Below are 18,372 nucleotides of genomic sequence, written 5' to 3'. Positions count from 1 at the left end.
CCACACGGTATGACAAGTTGGCCATCACCTACCGCGCCGGAGTCGTCCTGGCCCTGATCGTGGAGTGGCTCAGGTCATTGGGAGACAGAACCTAGCTCAGAGCGAACTCCCGAGCGGCGCGCAATACAAGCGACGACGTCCGTTAAATAGATGGTGTTCGCCGAGGGCCCCAGTTCAGGTGCGCGTTGCGACCGCGCTGATAGGGGTGCGGGAAATTCGCGACTATCGTGTCGATCCCGCCGAGGGTGACGTATTCGAGCGGCAGCTGATGGTACAGGGATTCGCGGTTTTCGATCGCCGGATCGATGGCGCAGCGGTCTGGCGCTGGGTCCCGGCAGGCTTGCTAGTCCAGGTGGGCACGCCGCGATGCTGGCGGTTCAGGAGCACCTGGTCGGTGACCGCCGGGAGTTAATCGAAGGAGCTGTGCCTGCTCGGCAGCAGCCGTGCGGTCACGTCCGGGGAGGGCGGCGGCAAGTGCGGCATCGGCAGCCGGAACTATGGCGTAGTCGGTGCCTGGCAGCATCAGGGTCGGTGCGGTGATGTGCGCCAACTTCATGACCGTTGCTAGTGCCGCATCCAAGAAGGTTGATGCTGAAACCCCGGCTCGGGGTGGCGGGTTGATCATCGGCGTGTGACCGGTGATGCTGCTGGTGGAGGTGGTGCCGGTGGCTCGGAAGCCGGATGTGTTCGTCAGAGCGGTGACGCCCGAGGAGGGTCGCAAGCTGGCTCAAATCGCGCGGCGCAGCAAGCAGCCGGTCCGGATGCGGCGGGCAGTGGTGGTCATGGCGTCGGCGCAGCATCAGCCGGTCGGGTTGATCGCGAAGCTGATGCAGGTGTCGGAGTCGTATGTGCGGCAAGTGATCCACGACTTCAACGAGAGGGGGTTCGATGCTTTGGACCCAAAATGGAGCGGGGGCAGGCCGGCGAAGACCGATCAAGCGATGCGTGACCGGATCTGCCGAATCGCCCGGTGCTGCCCCCGTGATCTGGGCTGGCCGTTCTCGACGTGGAGTCTGTCGAAACTCGCGGATGTGTTGCGGGCTAACGAGATCGCCGACATCAGCCGCAAAACGCTGCGGCGAATCCTGAAAGCCGGCGGGGTGTCGTGGCAGGCCACGAAAACGTGGAAGGCCAGCAACGACCCGGAATTCACCGAGAAGATGAACCGCGTCGTGGGTCTCTACGACCATCGGCCCGACGACGGGCGCGTGGTCTGTGTCGATGAGTTCGGGTCGCTCAATCTGCAGCCCCGCGCTGGCCGCGGTTGGTTCACTCGCCGCCGGCCGAAACGGTTGCGGGCGACCTACAATCGGACTCAGGGTGTGCGGCACATGTTCGGTGCCCTGGACCTGCGCAGCGGCCAGTTGTACTACCGGATCCGCGACCGCAAACGCTGGACTGAGTTTCTGGCGTTCCTCAAGACGCTGCGAGCTCGTTGGCCCGGCGAAAAGTTGTACCTGATTCTGGATAACTACTCGGTCCATAAGCGTCGTGAGGTGCGGGAATGGTGTGCTGCCAATGGAGTCGAGCTGGTGTTCCTGCCGACCTACTCGTCCTGGTTGAACAGAATTGAGTGCGAGTTCGCCGCCCTGCGCTACTTCGCATTGAACGGCACCGATCACCGCAGCCACGACGAGCAGGACGCGGTGATCGGTGACTACCTCCGCTGGCGCAACCAGCATGCTGGACAGGTCCGCGACTTCGCCGTCGGCTCCAAGATCCGGCACCCGGATTACCTACTGAACGTTGCGTGACGCGGCACTAGCGCGCAGGGGCAGCGGGGCCGCGCAGGCGAGCCAGGTCCCGTCCGCGAGTACAGCGCCCCGGCCGGAGTCGTCGCGTGGCTTGGTCACCTTCCAGCTCTCGGCAGAGTGCTGGGGTAGTCGAAGATGTCGTCGTCATTCTCGAATGCGGGCTGGACCTCGAACTTGAACTTATTGCTGCTGAACTGCACCCGGGCCATGCGGGTACGCATGGTGTTCGAGCCCTGCCCGGGGACCGAACTGGCTCAAGAAGTCACCAACCGGCTCGGCGCGATGCGCCGAGCCGACCCATCGTCAGGCTGCGTTTGTCATGTGTCTCATCAACGACACAGTGTGTTCGCCCACCGTGTGGTACATCTCCACAGTGGAGATAGCAGCCGTGGTCGTTTCAGTGTTCGCCCTGGGCGTGTCTGGGACCATTTCCATACGCGCACTGAAGATTTCACGCCATCAGAACGAGACTCGAATCCTCATCGACCTGTTCACCGAGCATCGCTCCCCGCATCTTGCCGAAGCACGAGTATTCGTCCACGAACAACTACGACACTTCAACCCAGCACAGGGATTCGAGGCGATTCCGCCCGACAAGCGGAACATGGTCCGAGACCTCGCTTGGTTCTACGACAACCTTGGTGTCCTGGTCCACCACGACGTTGTCGACCTTGCGCCGATCTCCGGCTACCTGGGCGGCTCCGTCCTGGATATCTGGCCGAAAATGAAACCGTTTGTGCTGGCTGAACGTGAGAAGCGCCGGATCGCGGGGACCACTGACCCAACCAGATGGCAAGCGTACTTCGAAATGCTGCACGACCGGATCAGCAAGCACCCGCCCGAGCAAGCACGAAGCTGATCCACGCGGAGCCAGAGAGTCTCGCGGTCGCGAAGGTGGTCCCCGAGCTGAACCAGGCGGCTGTACCGATAGTGACGCGCGGATCTACCGGCTCCGTGCGCCGGTGACTGAGATCCGTTGGTGCAAGTATGCCTCCTGACGCATACTGCCTGGCACTGCTGCACAAAGGCCGTAGACTAGCCCTGCTCCATCGCGCAGGAGGGCCAGTTGGGGGGAACAATGACTGCAGCATTCTTCGCCGCGTTGGCTGGCTTGGTCGGAGTCATGATCGGGCGGTTGTGGGATACACGATCCGAATCGACTCGCTGGCGTCGTGATCAGAAGACTGCTAGCTATCAACGTGTAATCGAACAGTTCCAAGCCACCTACGAAGCGGTTCGTGTAGTCGCCCTGACCGATACCGACGCCGCAGCATTCCAAGCCCTGATCGAGCACACCCGTTCTGGCGGGTTCGCGGCCTGGGACAGCGCAGTAGCCGCCGTGTGGCTCCACGGGTCGACTGACGTCGTCGTCGCGGTCACCGATCTCGACGAAGCCCTCGGGGCTTTATTCTCCGCCGCAACCGACCGACGGATCCAAAACCGCACCGAGTGGAACCAGGCGCGCCAGCCGGCAGGGGCTGCTTTCGAACAATTCGTCAGCGCGGCGCGCAGGGAGCTCGACCTTCCCCCGGCCCCTGTGAGAGTGTTCCCCTCTGCACAGACGCTCCCGACAACCGGGCACGACTCGGCCGAGCGGTCGGCCTAATGTGATCTATTCAGGTCAATTGGGGTGCGGGAGGCGCGGGAGTCGGTCGTGTCCATTTGAGGTGTGGGGGATTCGCTGCCCCGATGTCCTCAGCCAGTTGTTGGCGAAGCGCGGCGCCCAAACTGCGCAGAGTCTGTGACTCGTCCTCTGATAGCGCCGCGGTACTGAATGACCCTGTGGCTCCGTAGTTTTTGTACGCAGCCTCGGCGAGGGCTGTGGTGAGACGGAAGTACCGTTCTCGTGCATCTGGCGTGAGGTAGAGCCCACCTGATTCGGGGCCGTAGTGCCAGGCGAAGAACTCATCGATGAAGCCGTGTAGATCTTGGCGCGTCGGCGGGGCTTCTGTGGGCGGCCAGTATCTTGGCAGATTCCTCGACGCATAGAACAGGGCCTGGTAGCACTGGACGCGTTTGTTCTGAAGGGTTTGGTCGTACGTATGCTCAAGTGTCATCCGCATGGTCGTGCGTGTGGTCGCGAATGCCACGGCGCTAGCGACGATGGAGCCGAGGATCGCTCCGAGTACACCGACAAGTAGAACCATGGCGACTCCCTCGCGTTCCCTCCCGCACTGCGAGCTTTCATTGTGGCAGAAGGGTTTCAAAGGTGCGGCGGCTTTGCGGAGCCCGACATGGTCCATCATCTCAGCCCGCCAGACGGATCGACCCGAACGCGGTGACGCTCGCTTTCAAGTCGACTACCGACCGTCCCACCTTGTGCCGCGGTCGTCCGTTGACCTTCGCCAGCTGGTAGAACATCTCCGGAACCGTACGACCTCGTCTGTGGTCGTACGCACGACATGTGACAAGACGGTGACACCCGCGCGGTGTCAACGGCACGCGAATCGTGGATCTGGCACGGATTGCGTGATTGCCCCTTGCCGGATTGCCAACGGGGGCTTGGTGATCGATGATGTCGCCGGTGTCGTGATCTCGGACCGTTGGAAGTGTGTTCCCGCACCTGCAAGGGTTGCGGATCGATCGTGTGTCCTCGGTCGGGGCACGGGCGTCGCCTGAACTGGGCCGGTCGCGTGGTAGGCGGCATGTGCGGGACGTCCAGATCAGCGACGGCACCACGACACACCGGCACGGGCGAACTTGCGTTGTAACAGGCGAAGCGTGCGAACAGTCTCCTCGTCCCCGAGCCGTGTGGTGATCGACCACTCCACGCCCGCGCCGAAAACATCGCTGGCTTGACGGTGGGTGCGGGTTGTAAGGAGAGGTGACATCGTCGTCTCCCTCCCCGTATACGGGCATTCAAGGAGTGTGTAACCGACATCTCAGCCCGGCCAGCGCCGCCATGGTGCTGGACAACGAGTTCATGACCGGCTCGGTACTGCACGTCGAGGGCGGTCACCGCCTCATCTGACAGGCACCGGTCAGATGAGGCTATGAGCCGGTTACTGACTTGGCTGCGGAATGTCGACGTCGCAGTCATCGATCTTCGGGTTCAGACCGAGATAGTTGAGCGGGCCCGCGATGATGGTCACCGCGATCGTCCCTGTGCTCGCGCAGTTGGTCGGCGCGCTGTTGTAGTAGTCGCGCTGGGCGCCCGCGATGACGCCGATGATGAGCCACACGAAGAGCAGGACCGCGAATCCGCTGGTCGTTCTCGAGCGGCGGGTTCTTCGTCCGTCGTTGGCATAGGTTCTCATATCGGCTCCATAAGTCGAATGTCGTTCGGTTGGTGTGTATTCGGTGTCGGGCGACTTGTCGGCGCCGGTCAGTGGTAGTCGCGGCGGCCGCCGATGGTGTGCCCTGTTCGGCCGGACGACGGATTACCTGATTTCGGGACGTGCGTGAGACGTGAGCGTCGCGCGAGCAATCGCGCGGCGAATGATGATCCTCCGAATCTCAATAAGGACCAGGTTGTTCCCTTAAGTAGACGCTTGCGTAGCCCCGATGTCAACGGTGTAGGTCTACGATAGATGTCTACATCGTTTCGTTACCGGTGTGGTGGTCGTGTCGACCGTCGAAATGGGTCGACTCCGAGGAGCAAGACCACGAGACAACGAAATGGCCCGTGCTCATCGAGTACGGGCCATCCATGACGTGAAGGGAGCCCTCAGCGGAGCGGCGATTTCGCTCTGTTTCGCACCAAGTGTCGGTTTGGGCCGAGCATTTCGCGCGGTATGGTCGATGCGGTGAGCGGGGACGAACGCGCGATGCCGCTGGACAGGGTGGCACGGCGAGTACTGAACGGGCCGGCCCGCGAGCGCCGGTACGTCATCGGAATCGCGGGGCCGCCTGGAGCGGGGAAATCGACGCTGGCGAACGCGCTGCGCGAGGCGTTCGGGGCCGAGCGCGGCGGCCGGATCGCCGAAATCGCCCCGATGGACGGCTACCATCTGTCGAACGCGGAACTGCTCGGGCGGGGAGCTCTGGCGCGCAAGGGCGAGCCGGACACCTTCGACGCCGCGGGATTCATCGACAACCTGCGACGGCTGCGCGATACCACTATCGGGCAACCGGTGCCGTGGCCTACCTTCGACCGTCGCGTCGAGGAGCCGACACCGGCGGGTGTCGTGTTCACCCACCAGCGAATCGTCGTCACCGAGGGCAATTACCTGCTGTTCGACGGTGCGTGGTCGGGGGTGCGCGATCTGCTCGACGAGCGCTGGTACCTGGACGCTGATCGCGATGTCCTGGAGCGGCGGTTGCTGCGCAGGCATATCCGGGGTGGACGCAGCACCGACGCCGCGCGCGCGAAGGTCCGCGACAGCGATATGCGCAACGCCGATCTGATCGCGCGGACACGGGCGCGCGCGGACCTCGTCGTGCGCGAACGACACGGCGGGTACTACGAGGTGCTGCGCTGAGCCGAGAATCGGGGTAGCTCGATATTTCCCGGTGCGTGCGGTCCGGTCTCCCGCGCCGGTCGGCCGATCATGGATGGATGAAGGAACCTCGCGGAATCTCGGGTCTAGGCGGCGCGCTGCGCAAGATTCTCGGCGTGGTGTTCGCCCTGCTGATCTTCTACGGCGTCCCCTTCGACTGGGGTGCGGGAGGGGATTGGCCGAGCAAGATATTCGGGCTGTGCGCCTTCCTGGCCGGAATCGGCGGACTGATCTGGGTGACGTGGCGGCACGTGCTGCGGTACCTGGAGGAGCCTGCGGCGACGGGCGGCCGGGTTGAAGGCATCCTGCTGCTGCTCTGTGTCGTCGCGATGTTCTTCGCGCTGTACTACTACCGCATCGCCGTGCGGTATCCGGGGCAGTTCGACGGAATCGTCACCCGCACCGACGCGCTGTACTACACCATCGTCACCCTCGGGACCGTCGGCTTCGGCGATATCCACGCCACCGGTCAGGCCGCCCGCATCGCCACCATGATCCAGATAGTCTTCGACCTGGTCGTCATCGGCACGCTGCTGGCCATCGCCAGTTCCGGCATCACCCACCGAATCCAAGCCGCCGCCGAACGGACGACGCGGGGCGACGAGCCGCCCGCGGCTGATCCAGGGGTCTAACGGTTGCCGCGATACCAGCGGATGAGCGCGTCGGTGGAGGAATCGGCCTGGGGAGCCGGGTCTTCGGCGGAGGTGAGCAGGGGAGCCAGTTCGAGGGCCTGCTGTTTCCCGAGTTCGACGCCCCACTGGTCGAAACTGTCGATGCCCCAGACGGTGCCTTCGACGAAGACCTGGTGCTCGTAGAGCGCGATGAGCTGGCCGACCACCGCCGGGGTGAGTTGCGGGGCGAGAATCGCGGTGGTGGGGCGATTGCCCGGCATCACCTTGTGCGCGACGACCTTCGGATCGGTTCCCTCGGCGGCGATCTCGTCGGCCGTCTTGCCGAAGGCGAGCACCTTGGTTTGGGCGAACAGGTTGCTCATCAGGATGTCGTGCATACTTCCGCTGCCGTCGATCGTCGTCAGATCGTCGGTGGGGCGCGCGAATCCGATGAAGTCGGCGGGAATCAGGCGGGTGCCCTGGTGCAGCAGCTGGTAGAAGGCGTGCTGGCCGTTGGTACCCGGCTCGCCCCAGAAGATCTCGCCGGTCGAGGTGGTGACCGGGCTGCCGTCGAGCCGCACCGATTTGCCGTTGGACTCCATGGTGAGCTGTTGCAGGTAGGCGGGGAAGCGCGCCAGATCATTCGAATAGGGCAGCACGGCCCTGGATTCCGCGCCGAAGAAGTTCGAGTACCAGATCCCGAGCAAGCCGAGCAGCACCGGTGCGTTCGATTCCAGCGGCGCGGTCGCGAAGTGCGTGTCGACGGCGTGCATTCCGGCGAGGAACTCACCGAAACGCTCCTTGCCGATGGTGGCCATCACCGACAGTCCGATGGCCGAATCCACCGAGTAGCGTCCGCCGACCCAATCCCAGAAGCCGAACATATTGGCGGTGTCGATACCGAATTCGGCCACCCGACCGGCATGGGTGGAGACCGCGACGAAATGTCTCGCGACGGCGTCCTCGCCGAGCGCGGCCACCAGCCAGCGCCGCGCGGCGGTCGCGTTGGTCAGCGTCTCCAGCGTCGAAAAAGTCTTGGAGGCAACGATGAACAGCGTGGTCGCGGGATCGAGGCCGTCGAGTTTCGACACCAGATCCGCCGGATCGACATTGGAGACGAACCGTGCGCCGATACCGGCGTCGGCGTAGTGCCGCAGTGCCTGGTGCACCATGACCGGTCCCAGATCCGACCCGCCGATACCGATGTTGACCACGGTGTCGATGCGTTCGCCGGTCGCGCCGCGCCACTCGCCCGAGCGCAGCCGGTCGGTGAATTCGCCCATCCGCCGCAGCACTTCGCGCACCTCGGAACCCGCGTCGGCGCCGTCGATCTCCATCGACGCGCCTTCGGGCAGGCGCAGCGCGACATGCCCGACCGCTCGGTCCTCGGAGGTGTTGATATGCGCGCCGGCGAACATCGCGTCGCGATGTTCGGGCACGCCCGCCTCGCGCGCCAATTCGACCAGCAGGTGCAGGGTTTCCCGCGTGACGCGATGTTTACTGAAGTCGATGTGCAGGTCACCGACCTCGACTGTCAGCTCACGTCCTCTGGCCGGATCCGCGGCGAAGATATCTCTGAGATGAAGTTCGGAGATACCGCCGAAATGGTCGCGCAGTTTCCGCCAGGCCGCCGACGCGGTGATGTCGCTGCTCACGTCGCCGAGGGTACAAGCAGGCCGGTCCCGCCGCACCCTCGACACCGTCGAATCGGCGCTGTTCCCTGTCCCCCCAGGACCCTGGGCGGCAGGTGGGAGGCGGCGCGGCCGAGAGGTGAACATTTTTGTCGCTGGCGCGAGCGGGCGCGAAAAGAACTCGGCACGGGCGTACCCAACTAGGCTGACGACATGGCGTCCGAAAGTGAACTTCTCCAATCCGTACCGACCTCCCTGTGGATCGGCGGCCCCGTCGAGGCAACCGGGGGCGGCACCTTTCCCGTGCACAATCCGGCTACCGGGGAGGTGCTGACGCGGGTCGCCGATGCCACGCCGGAGGACGCGGCGCGGGCACTCGACGCGGCGTCCGCGGTGCAGGCCGAATGGGCCGCGACGCCCTCGCGTGAGCGCGGCGAGATCCTGCGCACGGTCTTCGAGCGCATCACCGCGCGGGCCGAGGAATTCGCGCTGCTGATGACCCTCGAAATGGGTAAAGCCCTGCCGGAGAGCCGCAACGAGGTGCGCTACGGCGCCGAGTTCTTCCGCTGGTTCGCCGAGGAGGCGGTGCGGGTGCACGGCCGCTACCTGCACGCACCGTCGGGAACCGGTCGGATCGTCGTGCACAAGCAGCCGGTCGGACCGTGTCTTGCCATCACCCCGTGGAACTTCCCGCTGGCCATGGGCACCCGCAAGATCGGGCCCGCGCTGGCGGCAGGCTGCACGATGATCGTCAAACCCGCCTCGGAGACCCCGCTGACCATGCTGCTGCTCGCGCAGTTGTGCAGCGAGGCCGGACTGCCCGACGGGGTGCTGTCGGTGATCACGACATCGCGTTCCGGTGCCGTGACGGGCCCGCTGCTCAACGATCCGCGACTGCGCAAGCTGACCTTCACCGGTTCCACCGAAGTCGGCAAGAAGCTCATCGAGGCCTCCGCGCACGGCCTGCTGCGCACCTCGATGGAACTCGGCGGCAACGCGCCGTTCGTCGTCTTCGACGACGCCGATATCGACGCCGCGGTGCAGGGGGCGATGCTGGCCAAACTGCGCAACGGCGGCGAGGCGTGCACCGCCGCGAATCGCTTCCACGTGCAGAACGGCGTGCTCGAGGAGTTCACCGCCAAATTCGTCGAGGCGGTGGCGAGTTCGGTCACGCTCGGCCCTGGCACCGATCCGAGCACCACGCTCGGCCCGCTCATCAACGAGGATCAGTTGAACACTGTCGGTGAACTGGTCGACGACGCGGTCGCCGCCGGTGCGCAGGTGCGGCTGGGCGGGAAGGCCCCCGGCGGTCCCGGCTGGTTCTACCCCGCGACGATCCTCACCGATGTGCCGCCGCACGCGCGGATCCTGACCGAAGAGGTATTCGGCCCGGTGGCCCCTATCGTCGGTTTCGATACCGAGGAACAGGGTCTCGCCGCCGCGAACGACACCGAATTCGGCCTGGTCAGCTACGTCTACACGCGTGATCTCGACCGGGCGCTGCGGGTCGCGGAGGGGCTGGAATCCGGCATGGTCGGGGTGAACCGCGGCGTGATCTCCGATCCGGCCGCGCCGTTCGGCGGTGTCAAGGCCTCCGGCTTCGGTCGCGAGGGCGGTATCGAGGGCATCGAGGAATACCTCGCGACCAAGTACATCGCCCTGACCTAGGACCGAGGCGACGGACCGAGGCGACAGACCGAGGCGACGGACCGAGGCGACCCGGCACCGCGGTGCTCGGGTAAGCCTCGGCGGCGGAATCGACCCGAAAAGAGCGACCGCCCCGGGGATGGACACCCGGGACGGCCTCTGGGAAGCGGTGCTCTTTCGATCACCGCGAGTTCGTGGCGCCGCGCACGGCGGCGGAATGGCTCAGTGGCCGAGACGGCCGCGTCCGAGGCGCAGCAGCAGCATGGCGAGGGTGTGGCCTTCCTGGCCCAGCTCGCTGAAACGTTCCAGCACCTTCATCTCACGACTGTGTACCAGCCGCGGGCCGCCGGACGCCATCCGGGTACGCCCGATGATCCGCGAGATCTCGGTACGCCGCTTGATGGCCGCGAGGATCTCGGCATCGAGCTGGTCGATCTCCTTGCGGAGTTTGTCGATCTCCGCTTCGGACTGCGGCAACGCCGCATCGGACCCGGTAGTCGTGGCAGGGGTGCTCATCATTCATCTCCTCGTGTCAGAACATGGATCGGACGGGTAGGGCTGCTCGTTACCCGTCCGGTTCTTTCACCGTGAAACAGATCTGGTGGGGCTTTCCATGGTCCCCCAGGGGAAGTGCGCTCAGCTACAGGGCCGCGATCGCCGATGTTCGGCAGATAGCCGAATCCGAAACATCGCCAGCATCGCGGCAGCGCTCATCATGACGTCAGTGTGCCACGGCTCGGAAGCAATGCAAAACGCTCGATTTTGTGAATCTCCTGAGAGAAACCATCGCATTTACCGCGCGGTTGTCACCCGCCGTTCACTGAATGTTAGCCGACTCGGCCTTCCCGGCGTTGACCCGGTCCGGGACTTCATCTCTGTCGGTGGCCGCCGGTAGCGTGGATGGGCAATGGACATCACGGTGGCTCCTCATACGCAGGCCGGGCAGGACCGGCACCTCGACGCGACCCCGGAATCGCAGGTCGACGATGGTCGCACCGGGGCGGCCGGGCAGTCCGGCGAACTCGCGCCACCCGTAACGGGCCTTTCCCTGGCCGAACAGGCCCAGCGCAGGGCCGACGATCAGCAGCGCCGTCGACTCGAACATGATCAGCACCGTGCCGAGGAGGCCGAGCGGCTGCTGGAAGGGCTCAACCCCCAGCAGCGCGCGGCCGTCGTGCACACCGGTGCACCGCTGCTGATCGTGGCCGGCGCCGGTTCGGGCAAGACCGCCGTGCTCACTCGCCGGATCGCGTATCTGCTGGCGGCGCGGGGTGCGACGCCGGGCCAGATCCTCGCCATCACCTTCACCAACAAGGCCGCCGCCGAGATGCGCGAGCGGGTCACCGGCCTGGTCGGCCCGCGTGCCAGCACCATGTGGGTCTCGACATTCCACTCGAGTTGTGTGCGGATCCTGCGTATGCAAGCGGCCCTGCTGCCTGGGTTGAATTCGAATTTCTCGATTTACGACGCCGACGATTCACGACGATTGCTGACGATGATCAGTCGTGATCTCGACATCGATACCAAGAAATATTCGGCACGCCTACTGGCTACCGCTATCTCGAATCTGAAGAACGAGCTGATCGGACCCGAGCGGGCGAGTGCGGACGCCGAATCCGACGACACCGAACTGCCCGTGCTCGTAGCCCGCGTCTACACCGAATACCAGCGCAGGCTGCGCGCGGCGAACGCGATGGACTTCGACGACCTGATCGGCGAGACGGTGGCGTTGTTGCAACGACACCCGCAGGTCGCCGAGTACTACCGGCGCCGGTTCCGCCACGTCCTCGTCGATGAATACCAGGACACCAACCACGCCCAGTACGTGCTGGTCAGAGAACTGGTCGGACATCACGCGACAATCGATCTCGACGATTCCGACGCGGGCGCCGCCGCCGCCGATCCGGATTTCGCCGAAACCAGGCGCGCTGACGCGGTCGAGCCGAGCGAACTCTGCGTGGTCGGTGACGCCGATCAGTCCATCTACGCCTTCCGCGGCGCGACGATTCGCAATATCGAGGAATTCGAACGCGATTTCCCCGACGCGGAGACCATTCTGCTCGAACAGAACTACCGTTCGACTCAGCACATCCTGTCGGCCGCGAACGCGGTCATCTCGCGTAACGAGGGCAGGCGCGACAAGCGGCTGTGGACCGATTCCGGCGAGGGCGATCTGATCGTCGGCTACGTCGCCGACAACGAACACGACGAAGCCTCGTTCGTCGCGCGCGAGATCGACCGATTGGTGGATCAGGGCGAGGCCAACTACGGCGATGTCGCGGTGTTCTACCGCACCAACAACAATTCGCGCGCGCTGGAGGAAATCTTCATCCGGATGGGCCTGCCGTACAAGGTGGTCGGCGGCGTCCGCTTCTACGAACGCAAAGAAGTGCGCGATATCGTCGCCTACCTGCGGGTGTTGGCGAATCCCGACGACGCGGTGAGCCTGCGCCGAATTCTCAACACTCCCCGTCGCGGCATCGGCGACCGGGCCGAGGCCTGCGTCGCTGTGCACGCCGAACAGCGCGATATCGGATTCGCCGCGGCGCTGCGGGATGCCGCGGACGGCAGGGTCGCCCTGCTGAACACCAGGGCGGTGCGCGCGATCGCCGGATTCCTGGAATTGCTCGAGACCATCCGCGCGGCCGGGGTGCGGGACAATTCCGAATTCCCCGACGTCGGGAACGTGGTGGAGGCGGTGCTGGAACACACCGGCTACCGAGCCGAACTCGAGGCCTCCGATGATCCACAGGACGGCGCCCGCCTCGACAATCTGAACGAGCTGGTCAGCGTCGCACGGGAATTCAGCTCCGAGGCGCATAACAACGCGGAGGCGGCCAGGGCGGAAGGGCTGCTGCCGGAAGCGGCGGACGGCGAACCGGAACCGGGTTCGCTCGCGGCCTTCCTCGAACGGGTCTCGCTGGTCGCCGATACCGACCAGATCCCGGACGAGGGTTCGGGGGTGGTCACGATGATGACCCTGCACACCGCGAAAGGTCTCGAATTCCCCGTGGTTTTCGTGACCGGGTGGGAAGACGGCCAGTTCCCACACATGCGGTCGCTCGGCGACCCCACCGAACTGGCCGAGGAACGCCGCCTCGCCTACGTCGGCATCACGCGCGCCAGACAGCGGCTGTACCTGAGCCGGGCGGTGGTCCGCTCCGGGTGGGGGCAGCCCGTCTCCAATCCGGAATCCCGCTTCCTCCAGGAGATTCCCGGTCACCTCATGGACTGGCGCCGCCTCGAGCCCGCTGGTTCCTCGGCATCGCGTGGTATCCGCCGTCGCGGTGACGACGACGGGCTGGAACGGGACTGGACCCGTGGCGACGGCTGGTCCCAACAGCAGCGCCCGGGTGTGCAGGGAGGCCGCGGCCCCCGGCGTCCCGCGCCCGGCGGCGTCACCCGCAACAACACCGATCTGGTTCTGGCCGTGGGTGATCGGGTCAGCGATGACAAGTACGGGCTCGGCAGGGTGATCGCCGCCGAGGGATTGGGACCGTTGGCGACGGTGACCATCGATTTCGGCACCGCGGGCAAGATTCGGTTGATTCCCCAGTACAGCAGGACTCTGATCAAATTGTGACGGGATGTCCGCCGTCGACGCAGGTAGCGGTTGCGCCCGCACGATGCTGCGTGCATCCGGCCCAACATGTCAGGGATTTCGGCCCTGACTCGTCGAGCTCTCGCTCGGTAGGGTCCGAATCATGGAGAGTCTCGCGCAGCACCTGGTGTGGTTCCTTCCGACGCTGTGGCTGGGTATGGTGCTGGCCATATCCTTCCTGGAAGCGCCGCTGAAATTCCGTGCGCCGGGGATCACCGTGCCGCTGGGTCTCGGGATCGGGCGTCTGGTCTTCCGTGCACTCAACACCGTCGAAACCGTGCTCGCGGTGCTGCTGATACTGGCATTCCTCGTACTGGGCCCCTCCAGTTCGAGCTGGGCCTGGCTCGGCGTCGCTGCCGCGACTCTCGCCGTCCAGATCCTGGTGGTGCGCCCGCCCCTGACCCGCCGCTCCGATCGGGTGCTGGCGGGCGAGGAACTGCCGCGCTCGCACGCCCATCTCTGGTACGTGGGTCTGGAAGTGGTGAAGGTCGTCGTGTTGGTGGGATTGGCGATCGCGGTGTCGCCGTAACGCGTTCACATCGACCGGGTGCAGCCGTCGCGAATTCCTCGGGCTAGCCGTGGGCTAGCCGAGAGAGCCCGCGTCCCACGAAGGGCTTCTCAGTCGCGTTCGGGACCGAGGCTGATACCGCGACTCGCCAGCCACGGCAACGGATCGACCTTGTCGCTCCCGTTCAGCCAGACCTCGAAGTGGCAGTGCGGCCCGGTCGAGAATCCGCGGTTTCCGATGGTGGCGATCTGGTCGCCCGCCATCACACGTTCACCCTGCTGGACGGTCGAGGTGTCGATATGGCCGTAGATCGTCACGGTGCCGTCGTCGTGCAGCAGTCGCACCCACATGCCGAAGCCTGCCGCGGGGCCGGATTCGATGACGGTGCCATCCGCTACCGCGTAGATCGGGGTGCCGATGGGCCCGGCGATATCGATGCCGAGGTGCTGAACACCCCATCGCGCGCCGTATCCGGAAGTGAAAGTGCCCGCGGCGAATCTGGTGAAGAGCGGACGGAGTTTGGAAGCTTCCTTGGCCGCCATATCCTCGGCGTACTTCTGGCCCTTCTGGAGCATTTCGTTGAACTGGCCGAGGTTGGCCGGTGTCGAAACGTTCAGCACCTGGGGCGAATCCGGATCGGCGGTCGGGTCGGCGAGGCTCACCGACTGCGCGGCGATCTCGTGGATCTGACCGGCAGCCTCGTAGTCGATGGTCGAGGACGAAGGCTGTTCCGGTGAGGCGAAGGCGCACTGCCCAGCGGCGACGACCGCGCCGGCGGCGACGGCGACGACCGCGGCCCGGCCTTTGAGGGCGGCGGGAGGGGCGGGCATCCGATGTGCGCCGCCGCGGCGATTACCTGCCCTGGCGGGGATGATCGTCGGGCTCGCGATGGCGTCGGGGGTCTCCGACTCCGCCGTCCACGAGCCGTCGGCGTCGGGGGTCCAGTTGCCCTCGCCGGGCGTCCACCCGCCGTTGCCGTCCGGCGTCCACGCGCCTTCGGAATTCTGCGCCCACGAGGCGTTGGAATCCGGTGTCCATGAATCGTCCGTCTGCGGGCTCCACGACGCGTCCGCGTCGTTCCATGAGCCGTCGGCGTCCGGCGTCCAGGCTCCGCCGTCCGACCAGGCGGCGCCTTCGGACCACGAATTCTGCTGCGCCCAATCGGTATTCGAGGCCCAGGCATTTCCGCCGAACTCGGCGTGCGCTCCGCTGTCGTGCTGCGCGCCGTATCCGACTGCCGCACCGGCCGATACGCTGCCCGCTGCGGGGGCATAGCGGTGGCTGGGCGAGGGTAAGGCCTGTCCGCCCTGTTCGGGGTGTGCGAACGGCTCGTTGTCGTCGCGATAACGATGACCCGACCGCGCACGATTACCGGGGGCGAGGGTAGAACGATTATTCATCGGCTATGCCACATCGTGAAGCTGGAGTGGACGGACCGAAAGGTCACGGTGCCGGGAAGTCGGCGAGAAGACGATGTCTGGTTGATCAACGCTGAAACGGCTCACTACCTGCGGAGCTTTGTGCATCAAGGCTTGCCGTCCTCCTAGTCGTGACCTAGTTGTGACATCGACCGCAATGACGGTAACGAAACGATTGCAAGTACCGCAAGCGCTGTGGCCCATCTGTTCTAACATGTGAGATTGATCACGGCGGTCGCGGGGAATTTCTCACTCTACAGGGGGCGCTCGGGTGAGGTCGGTCGACGACGGTCTGTAGTAGTCGGGGAGTCGTCCCGCCTTATCAGGTCCTATCTGGCGGACGGCCAACAAGCTACTCGCCAGTAGCGTTGGCCAGCGGTTTTTCCGCCTCGAGTATCTGCCCGTGACCTGCGCCACTTAGGATGAACGTGGCCGATTGGCCCTCCATGTGACTGGTTAGAGTCCGACCCGACCCGCTTCCGACGTCGGGCCGCCAACAAAGACGTTGTCATGACAACGCAGACGAGACGGTGAGTACATGGATCTCTTCGAATATCAGGCGAAGGAGCTCTTCGTTAAGCACGGAGTGCCTTCGTCCGAGGGCCGCGTCACGGACACGGCCGAGGAAGCCCGCGCCATCGCGGAGGAAATCGGCAAGCCGGTGATGATCAAGTCCCAGGTGAAGGTCGGTGGACGCGGCAAGGCGGGCGGCGTCAAGTACGCCGCCACCCCGGACGACGCGTTCACGCACGCGCAGAACATCCTGGGCCTGGACATCAAGGGTCACGTCACCAAGAAGATCCTCGTCGCCGAGGCCAAGGACATCGCGGAGGAGTACTACATCTCCTTCCTGCTCGATCGCTCCAACCGGACCTACCTGGCCATGTGCTCGGTCGAAGGTGGTATGGAGATCGAAGAGGTCGCCGCCACCAAGCCGGAGCGTCTGGCCAAGGTCCCCGTCGACGCCGTCACCGGTGTCGACCTCGCGTTCGCGCGGTCGATCGCCGAGCAGGGCCACCTGCCCGCCGACGTGCTGGACGCCGCGGCCGTGACCATCCAGAAGCTGTGGGAGGTGTTCGTCAACGAAGACGCCACCCTGGTCGAGGTCAACCCGCTGGTGCGCACCCCGCAGGACGAGATCCTCGCCCTCGACGGCAAGGTCACCCTGGACGAGAACGCCGAATTCCGGCACGAGGATCACGCGGCCTTCGCGGATGTCGACGCGACCGATCCCCTGGAACTCAAGGCCAAGGAGAACGACCTCAACTACGTCAAGCTCGACGGTGAGGTCGGCATCATCGGCAACGGCGCGGGTCTGGTCATGTCCACCCTCGACGTCGTCGCCTACGCGGGCGAGAACCACAACGGCGTGAAGCCGGCGAACTTCCTCGACATCGGCGGCGGCGCCTCGGCCGAGATCATGGCGGCGGGCTTGGATGTCATCCTGAACGACGCGCAGGTCAAGAGCGTTTTCGTGAACGTATTCGGTGGTATCACCGCGTGCGACGCCGTCGCGAACGGCATCGTGAAGGCGCTGGAGATCCTCGGCGACGAGGCGAACAAGCCGCTGGTCGTCCGTCTCGACGGCAACAAGGTGGACGAGGGCCGCAAGATCCTCGCCGATGCCGCGCATCCGCTCATCACGCTTGCGCAGACAATGGACGAAGGCGCCGACAAGGCCGCCGAACTGGCTTCCCGGTAATCGCCGAGCCGAGTAAGGAAAAACCTGACATGTCTATCTTCCTGAACAAGGACTCCAAGGTCATCGTCCAGGGCATCACCGGCGGTGAGGGCACCAAGCACACCGCGCTGATGCTCAAGGCCGGTACCCAGGTCGTCGGTGGCGTCAACGCGCGCAAGGCGGGCACCACCGTCGCGCACACCGACAAAGCGGGCAACGCGGTCGAGCTGCCGGTCTTCGGCACCGTCGCCGAGGCCATCAAGGAGACCGGCGCCGACGTCTCCATCGCGTTCGTGCCGCCGAAGTTCGCCAAGGACGCGATCATCGAGGCCATCGACGCGGAGATCCCGCTGCTCGTGGTCATCACCGAGGGTATTCCGGTGCAGGACACCGCGTACGCGTGGGCCTACAACGTGGAAAAAGGGGGAGCAGAGGGTCCGAAAACTCGGATCATCGGCCCGAACTGCCCCGGCATCATCACCCCCGGCGAGTCGCTGGTCGGCATCACCCCGGCCAACATCACCGGCAAGGGCCCGGTCGGCCTGGTGTCCAAGTCCGGCACCCTGACCTACCAGATGATGTACGAGCTGCGTGACTTCGGCTTCTCGACCGCCATCGGCATCGGCGGCGACCCGGTCATCGGCACCACCCATATCGACGCCATCGAGGCGTTCGAGAAGGATCCCGAGACCAAGCTGATCGTGATGATCGGCGAGATCGGCGGCGACGCCGAGGAGCGCGCCGCGGCCTACATCAAGGCCAACGTCACCAAGCCGGTCGTCGGCTACGTCGCGGGTTTCACCGCGCCCGAGGGCAAGACCATGGGCCATGCGGGCGCCATCGTCTCCGGTTCCGCCGGCACCGCCCAGGCGAAGAAGGACGCGCTCGAGGCCGCAGGCGTCAAGGTCGGCAAGACGCCGTCCGAGACCGCCGCGCTGGCTCGCGAAATCCTGGAGAAGGCAAGCATCACCGCCTGATCCACCCGTCAGGACAAGGCCGCCGCCCGGTGCGAACCGGTGGCGGCCTTCGTCGTGTCTCGGGTCGGATGCCAGGTGTCCACGTGGTCACGAGAAGTGACCAGG

Annotated in this window: 14 protein-coding genes; 10 read left to right on the top strand and 4 right to left on the bottom strand. The window is 65.2% G+C overall.

Going from position 1 to position 18,372, the window contains the following annotated elements; translation table 11 throughout:
- Positions 1-641 precede the first annotated feature (641 nt).
- The 3 genes from ABZS43_RS23615 (at position 642) to ABZS43_RS23605 (ending at position 3,360) form a co-directional block, all read left to right on the top strand.
- Entirely contained in the window at positions 642-1,754 is a 1,113-nt protein-coding gene (locus tag ABZS43_RS23615) for an IS630 family transposase (protein ID WP_355038113.1), read from the top strand.
- Positions 1,755-2,073: 319 nt separating this feature from the next.
- Complete coding sequence (locus tag ABZS43_RS23610; protein WP_355038100.1) at positions 2,074-2,613, top strand: hypothetical protein; 540 nt, start codon at positions 2,074-2,076, stop codon at positions 2,611-2,613.
- Between the two features lie 219 nt (positions 2,614-2,832).
- Positions 2,833-3,360, top strand: a complete 528-nt coding sequence (locus ABZS43_RS23605; protein WP_355038099.1) for a hypothetical protein — start codon at positions 2,833-2,835, stop codon at positions 3,358-3,360.
- A 1,396-nt stretch (positions 3,361-4,756) separates the two neighbouring features.
- Here the strand turns inward: ABZS43_RS23605 and ABZS43_RS23600 are convergent.
- Positions 4,757-5,011, bottom strand: a complete 255-nt coding sequence (locus ABZS43_RS23600; RefSeq protein ID WP_355038098.1) for a hypothetical protein — start codon at positions 5,009-5,011, stop codon at positions 4,757-4,759.
- 489 nt (positions 5,012-5,500) lie between these two features.
- Here ABZS43_RS23600 and ABZS43_RS23595 point away from each other — a divergent pair, with 489 nt between their 5' ends.
- Both ABZS43_RS23595 and ABZS43_RS23590 read left to right on the top strand, forming a co-directional pair.
- Positions 5,501-6,175, top strand: coding sequence for a nucleoside/nucleotide kinase family protein (locus ABZS43_RS23595; protein ID WP_355038097.1), 675 nt, complete (start codon positions 5,501-5,503; stop codon positions 6,173-6,175).
- A 77-nt stretch (positions 6,176-6,252) separates the two neighbouring features.
- Complete coding sequence (locus tag ABZS43_RS23590; protein ID WP_355038096.1) at positions 6,253-6,825, top strand: ion channel; 573 nt, start codon at positions 6,253-6,255, stop codon at positions 6,823-6,825.
- Here the strand turns inward: ABZS43_RS23590 and pgi are convergent.
- Positions 6,822-8,459 (bottom strand): glucose-6-phosphate isomerase, encoded by a 1,638-nt coding sequence (pgi, locus tag ABZS43_RS23585; RefSeq protein WP_355038095.1) that lies wholly within the window; start codon positions 8,457-8,459, stop codon positions 6,822-6,824. The genes ABZS43_RS23590 and pgi overlap by 4 nt on opposite strands.
- A gap of 189 nt (positions 8,460-8,648) precedes the next feature.
- On the opposite strand from pgi, the gene ABZS43_RS23580 reads away from it, so the two are divergent.
- Positions 8,649-10,103, top strand: a complete 1,455-nt coding sequence (locus ABZS43_RS23580; protein WP_355038094.1) for an NAD-dependent succinate-semialdehyde dehydrogenase — start codon at positions 8,649-8,651, stop codon at positions 10,101-10,103.
- A 201-nt stretch (positions 10,104-10,304) separates the two neighbouring features.
- Here ABZS43_RS23580 and ABZS43_RS23575 read toward each other — a convergent pair whose 3' ends face one another.
- Complete coding sequence (locus ABZS43_RS23575; RefSeq protein ID WP_355038093.1) at positions 10,305-10,598, bottom strand: chorismate mutase; 294 nt, start codon at positions 10,596-10,598, stop codon at positions 10,305-10,307.
- 391 nt (positions 10,599-10,989) lie between these two features.
- On the opposite strand from ABZS43_RS23575, the gene pcrA reads away from it, so the two are divergent.
- Positions 10,990-13,665, top strand: a complete 2,676-nt coding sequence (gene pcrA / locus ABZS43_RS23570; RefSeq protein WP_355038092.1) for a DNA helicase PcrA — start codon at positions 10,990-10,992, stop codon at positions 13,663-13,665.
- Positions 13,666-13,786: 121 nt separating this feature from the next.
- The gene (locus tag ABZS43_RS23565; RefSeq protein ID WP_355038091.1) at positions 13,787-14,212 is read left to right on the top strand and encodes a hypothetical protein; all 426 of its coding nucleotides are present in this window, start codon (positions 13,787-13,789) and stop codon (positions 14,210-14,212) included.
- An 89-nt stretch (positions 14,213-14,301) separates the two neighbouring features.
- Here ABZS43_RS23565 and ABZS43_RS23560 read toward each other — a convergent pair whose 3' ends face one another.
- A complete protein-coding gene (locus tag ABZS43_RS23560) occupies positions 14,302-15,591 on the bottom strand; it encodes a M23 family metallopeptidase (protein ID WP_355038090.1) in 1,290 nt (429 codons plus the stop codon).
- Positions 15,592-16,147: 556 nt separating this feature from the next.
- Here ABZS43_RS23560 and sucC point away from each other — a divergent pair.
- Positions 16,148-17,311 (top strand): ADP-forming succinate--CoA ligase subunit beta, encoded by a 1,164-nt coding sequence (sucC, locus tag ABZS43_RS23555; RefSeq protein ID WP_355038089.1) that lies wholly within the window; start codon positions 16,148-16,150, stop codon positions 17,309-17,311.
- 29 nt (positions 17,312-17,340) lie between these two features.
- Entirely contained in the window at positions 17,341-18,267 is a 927-nt protein-coding gene (sucD, locus tag ABZS43_RS23550; protein WP_355038088.1) for a succinate--CoA ligase subunit alpha, read from the top strand.
- The last annotated feature ends 105 nt before the right edge of the window (positions 18,268-18,372 follow it).

This window comes from Nocardia sp. NPDC005366 (assembly GCF_040606855.1).
GTDB lineage: Bacteria > Actinomycetota > Actinomycetes > Mycobacteriales > Mycobacteriaceae > Nocardia.
The sequence above is the reverse complement of the archived record's forward strand: the minus strand, read 5'-3'. Positions and strand labels throughout refer to the sequence as shown.

What these genes read in the sequence shown, in the direction of transcription:
- ABZS43_RS23580 (WP_355038094.1), top strand. Translation starts at nt 8,649, where the DNA reads ATGGCGTCCGAAAGTGAACTTCTCCAATCCGTACCGACCTCCCTGTGG.
- pcrA (WP_355038092.1), top strand. Translation starts at nt 10,990, where the DNA reads ATGGACATCACGGTGGCTCCTCATACGCAGGCCGGGCAGGACCGGCAC.
- sucD (WP_355038088.1), top strand. Translation starts at nt 17,341, where the DNA reads ATGTCTATCTTCCTGAACAAGGACTCCAAGGTCATCGTCCAGGGCATC.
- ABZS43_RS23590 (WP_355038096.1), top strand. Translation starts at nt 6,253, where the DNA reads ATGAAGGAACCTCGCGGAATCTCGGGTCTAGGCGGCGCGCTGCGCAAG.
- ABZS43_RS23605 (WP_355038099.1), top strand. Translation starts at nt 2,833, where the DNA reads ATGACTGCAGCATTCTTCGCCGCGTTGGCTGGCTTGGTCGGAGTCATG.
- ABZS43_RS23615 (WP_355038113.1), top strand. Translation starts at nt 642, where the DNA reads ATGCTGCTGGTGGAGGTGGTGCCGGTGGCTCGGAAGCCGGATGTGTTC.
- sucC (WP_355038089.1), top strand. Translation starts at nt 16,148, where the DNA reads ATGGATCTCTTCGAATATCAGGCGAAGGAGCTCTTCGTTAAGCACGGA.
- ABZS43_RS23575 (WP_355038093.1), bottom strand. Translation starts at nt 10,598, where the DNA reads ATGAGCACCCCTGCCACGACTACCGGGTCCGATGCGGCGTTGCCGCAG.
- ABZS43_RS23600 (WP_355038098.1), bottom strand. Translation starts at nt 5,011, where the DNA reads ATGAGAACCTATGCCAACGACGGACGAAGAACCCGCCGCTCGAGAACG.
- ABZS43_RS23610 (WP_355038100.1), top strand. Translation starts at nt 2,074, where the DNA reads ATGTGTCTCATCAACGACACAGTGTGTTCGCCCACCGTGTGGTACATC.
- ABZS43_RS23560 (WP_355038090.1), bottom strand. Translation starts at nt 15,591, where the DNA reads ATGAATAATCGTTCTACCCTCGCCCCCGGTAATCGTGCGCGGTCGGGT.
- ABZS43_RS23565 (WP_355038091.1), top strand. Translation starts at nt 13,787, where the DNA reads ATGGAGAGTCTCGCGCAGCACCTGGTGTGGTTCCTTCCGACGCTGTGG.